The organism is Cedecea sp. (genome assembly GCF_036500665.1).
Lineage (GTDB): Bacteria > Pseudomonadota > Gammaproteobacteria > Enterobacterales > Enterobacteriaceae > Cedecea.
The window spans coordinates 1-4538 of sequence record NZ_DASYBS010000137.1; the positions used below are offsets into that span (position 1 = coordinate 1).

Here is a 4538-nt window from a genome sequence, read left to right on the forward strand (position 1 = left end):
GCGACTCTGTTTTTCTTCCTTAGTTAGCGGTCGGTTGATCTTAAAAGGAAAGAACAGCCCGATATCGTGTGAAATTGCCATTTATTCTCCCCCTTCAACTAACTGCTGTAGCTGTGACATTTCCATCTGCATGGTGGGCCAGATTGCAGGTACATCATTTTCACTATCGGGTATTTGTCGCCACCAGGTTGCTGCCAGCCATTTCTGGATTTCATCGCGACTTTTCATCGCAATATAAATCGCAGAGCCAAGAACAAAAGCAATCGCTATCGCCAGACCAACAGGACCAAGAGCCAGTGAAGTAAATATTGATGATGAAACTAACACAGCACCCGCCAGTGCAGATATAAGGTGAGCAGCAGCTAATCCTGTATTGCCTTTTTGCTTTTCATCGTAAGCATGATAGAAATCCCACCCCATGGCCACATACCCAAATGCAGCACATAATTTTCCTGCAAACTGAATTCTGTCCGCTAACTTTATCATTCCAACTTTGCCATAACGTAAACGTACCAATGTCTTGAGCCGGAAACTTTTAAATTTAAAAATAACCCTTTCCGCAGCATCCAGCAATGTTCCGCCAGCGCCGATGGTATCGGCGATTAATTTAGACATCTTTTCTGCCCCCGTAAGCTGTCCCTGCATCAGGCTGCTTACAGATTTACTGACAGCGCCGACCTGCATGATTATTGCAAAAACACATCCGGCAAAAGGCAGGCTCTGCGCCCCATCATTTGCCAGGTTGTTGACCGTACTGCCTTTCGCCAGCGCCAGTTTTTCTCTCCACTGACGCGGGAATAACGTACTGCTGACTTCATCTGCTGAGCGCATTGTTTTTGCAGCGGCGCTGGCACGTTCAGCCTCAGGTATTGCCCGCGTCTGCGTTGCTTCTGCGACATCAATCAGTACCAGTGATTTCTGCCGGTGAATACCCACCATTGATACGCCGGCAATTTCCATCCTGCGTACTTCGATATCGACATAGTGTCGCAGACGGGACGCTGAGATACGCCCTTCAAGGTCGGTCATTTCTCCCAGCTGTCTTACGATGGCACTGATGAAATATTTACGCTCACCCGTGCTGCTTATCACCTTAAGTCCCATGCCATATGATGCGGCCAGCGCCACCAATGAGGGCAGTAATCTGTCCGCAGCTTTGTCCAGCCCCCCCGCCAGCGCACTGCTGACTGCATTGAGATAGCCTTCCAGCGCGAACTGGACATTCTTCGCCGCTTTGTCTGTTATCTTGGTATAGACGTCGACTAACTTATCTTTCCAGGGTACATCGCCATAATCTTTATACGCACTTACTGTGTCGCTGACCCTGAGGGTCCATTGCCTGTTATTCATTACCGTGGCGCGAAGAAGAATATTGCTGCTACTTATTGATGGCTGCGACAGTTGCTCCAGGAACCAGGTAGTAGCATCTGACTTATCCTGCATATGCTGTACGCAATGCATAACCGTTTGAGTAAACAAGGCGCCGCTGCAAATATCTTCAGGGTCAAAATTACTGTCCAGATAGTCCAGCAACACCTGGCCTTTCAGCCAGGCCAGGTACATGCCCACCATCGGTGAAATAATCTGCTGGTCATAGGCGGAGAGTGCGGCATCATATTCTTTCAGAAATGCCTGCTCTTTAGCGCGATCGATATATTTTTCGTACTGCGCCCAGTACATGTTTACCTGTTGCCGGAGTGACTGATTATTATGGCTGTAAAGCGCATTTTGCTGCGCACTGGCCATACTGGGTAACATTACCCCCGCCTGAACAGCAATCCCACTCCGGGCCTGCTGCTCCACACTGCTATCAAGGGTTAACTGATCACGTTCAAATTGTGTGCAAAGCACTTCCTTCAGCGAACTTAGCGCTGATGACAGAGCCAGCCCTCGGGAGTATTTCGGATTTTGTGAAAATTGTTTTTCTATTCGATTATTGGACAGGGCTGAAATATCCTGAATAACGGCAACCGGATCTGGCAGCACGAGAATAGCGCCTTTTCCGGCATACAGTGCTTCAGCTGCCTGAATCAGGTTCTGCCCTTCCTGAGGTCTGGCATTCTTGAAGGGGGGCAGAGACCACGTTTTATGGGAGCAGGACGCTGCTTTAGGACTGTATTCGGCAACCGTCCCTGCTAACCTGGAAATGGATAATACCTGTTTCCCACTCCCGCCATTTACCCATGCATCCATATCAAAGCACTGCATGTACTGACTGCGATAGGCTGGCTCCTCATGCATCTTACGGGTTGCATCGGTCCATTCCACTTCCGACCAGCCAAACCAGAACACGCCGTTCTTCATGCCTGCCGGTTTCACCGGTAATGTTATCAATGATGCTGTTGCCAGTTCTTCCGGCTTGTTGACGCAGGGTTTTCGCGTGCCTGCAACAATATCCGCAGGAACCTCACCATTTTCAGGCAAAGGGTAATAATAGCCGTCGCTGGTAACGTAGTAGTTTATCCACCGGGCACCTGCTTCAGACCAGATATTCAAAAATCCATCACGCAGCAATCTTCCTGTGTAGCTGGTTTGCCCCTGAGCTGGAATGGGGACAGCAATTTCAGTCGGTAACTGTGGCAAACAATCATCATTAGCCATCACTGCGGGACGAACGGGAAGCACCGGCAACCCATAACGGCGACAAAATTTACAACCTTGTTCAGTAGTCATTTTTCATTCCATTTACTGTTTCGGATCAACGCTGTGTCATCATGTTCCAGCGTTCCTCATCCCAGAGGCGAGTTTCATCATGGAAAAAATCTGGCGCATTTCTGGCCTGATGCAGGAGGGCTGAAAATTTTGGGGATGACCAGAAGGCATCCCGAAGCCTGAGGCCATGAAATGCAAACGAAACCTGGTCTTCTGCTGTCGGTAATCCCAGCTCCATTGCCTTCTGCAGTAATGCATCAATTCGCTGGCTAACCTGTTCTCGCTGAACGATATCGCCATGAACAGGAAGTCTGTCAAGCACCTCATTTATCAGCCCACAACGTTGCAGTTGCTGTCGGGGGAGAATCCTTGTTTCATCGGGCTGTGCGGTATCAACAGAAGGGAAGGTCACTGTATGCCATTGACCTTCAAGCCAGAAGGTCCAGTGACTCACTATGTGCGAAGGAAAGATTTGGGCACACATCCAGGGTGACAACATACAGCACAGGTGAAAGAAAACCCGCGGATCGTAATAACGAAGAATATGCCCCTGGTGATTTTCATCGGTAAAATAGAGCGCCCTGATAAGTTGATTTCGGACTTCCGGCGATGGTTGCTCGCTGCGTAACAACAGGCAGCATACAGGCGTCGTTCGGGAAGAATCTGCCTGTCCAAGCTCTTCCATTAACACTTTCCACTCCCCTGCACTCATCTCCTTTAAGGGTAAAAGCCAGGGATAAAGATGAGCCTGCGGTTTAAGCATGGGTGAAACCAGTTCAAGCACTGGCCATGTTTTATTGATATCGGGATGCTGCATTCTGTCAATAATGGCAAAATCGTGTTCACCAGGCGCCATCGGTTGTTCCAGATAATAATTACCCATCATCTTCCCTCAACTGAGTGGCAATGTAGCATCACCCTTAGCCAGAGCTTCGGACGCTGCATTTTCACAGGCGGTAAATTTAGGGAACGGCGCATCCATTGTTGCTGGGCCGTCATAATCAAAATCAGCGCTTTTGATGTAAAAATTTCCCCCCGTACCATTTTCAATTTTTGCCGGGTCGAGAGTGATATACGAACCTCCACATTTAAGTGTTATTTTTTTCTTCGCGCTGATAATGATTTCGTCATCGGTGCTCATCACAGCCAGGGCTTTGCAGGCAAGAATATCCATACCATCGCTTTGCGCCTGGATTTCCACCTTCCCTTTGGCTGCAACCAGCTTCATCCCAAGCTCCTGAACAAATGCGACAAATCCTGTTTTGGCCGCAAGTACCATGCGTTTTAACGCACTGATTTCTGTGCTGCCACCAGAAGTCAGCATCTGATTGTGATTTGCACTGAGCTGAATATGCTGCGGCGTGGACAGGGCAATACCACCGGGAGCACCCGCAACAATGACTGGCTGCTGTAGCTGATCCACATTCTGTTGCAGAAACTGCTGTTGTGTACTGTTATCCAGTCCTTCAACCTGTGCGGTCTGCAACAGATCGGACAGAGAATTCGCCAGTGAAAGAGCATCAGAAAGTTGCTGCTTGATTTCATCCATACTCAGTTGCTGGTCAATCGCCTTAGGCTGAACCTGAGTCGTCAGCAGCAATCCTTTTCCACCACGAACAGCAACCCATTCATCAGTCCGTAACTCAGCACCCTCACCGCGCTGCTGCTTTTCGCTGTCGACAAGATGCCCGAGATTCAGCTGGCTCTTGCCACCGTATTCGGTGGAGACCTTGATATGCTCTTTACCGCGCTCATCGTCGAGGCGGATTTTGTTGTTCGCCGGGGTGCGCAGGACGTTGCGCTTATAGTTGCGGATGGTGACGTGGTCGCCGTGGGCCGAGTCGTGCAGCACGCCGGAGATGTACGGTCTGTCCGGATTACCGTCT

3 protein-coding genes are annotated in these 4538 nt (G+C 49.5%); all 3 read right to left on the bottom strand.

The window, feature by feature from the left end:
• Window positions 1–81: 81 nt before the first annotated feature.
• Window positions 82–2673, bottom strand: coding sequence for a T6SS effector BTH_I2691 family protein (locus tag VGM55_RS21605; protein ID WP_331636654.1), 2592 nt, complete (start codon window positions 2671–2673; stop codon window positions 82–84).
• A 25-nt stretch (window positions 2674–2698) separates the two neighbouring features.
• On the bottom strand, window positions 2699–3538 hold the full coding sequence (locus tag VGM55_RS21610) for a DUF4123 domain-containing protein (RefSeq protein ID WP_331636655.1): 840 nt from the start codon (window positions 3536–3538) through the stop codon (window positions 2699–2701).
• A 6-nt stretch (window positions 3539–3544) separates the two neighbouring features.
• The coding region (locus tag VGM55_RS21615; RefSeq protein ID WP_331636656.1) for a type VI secretion system Vgr family protein at window positions 3545–4538 on the bottom strand (994 nt) is incomplete at its 5' end.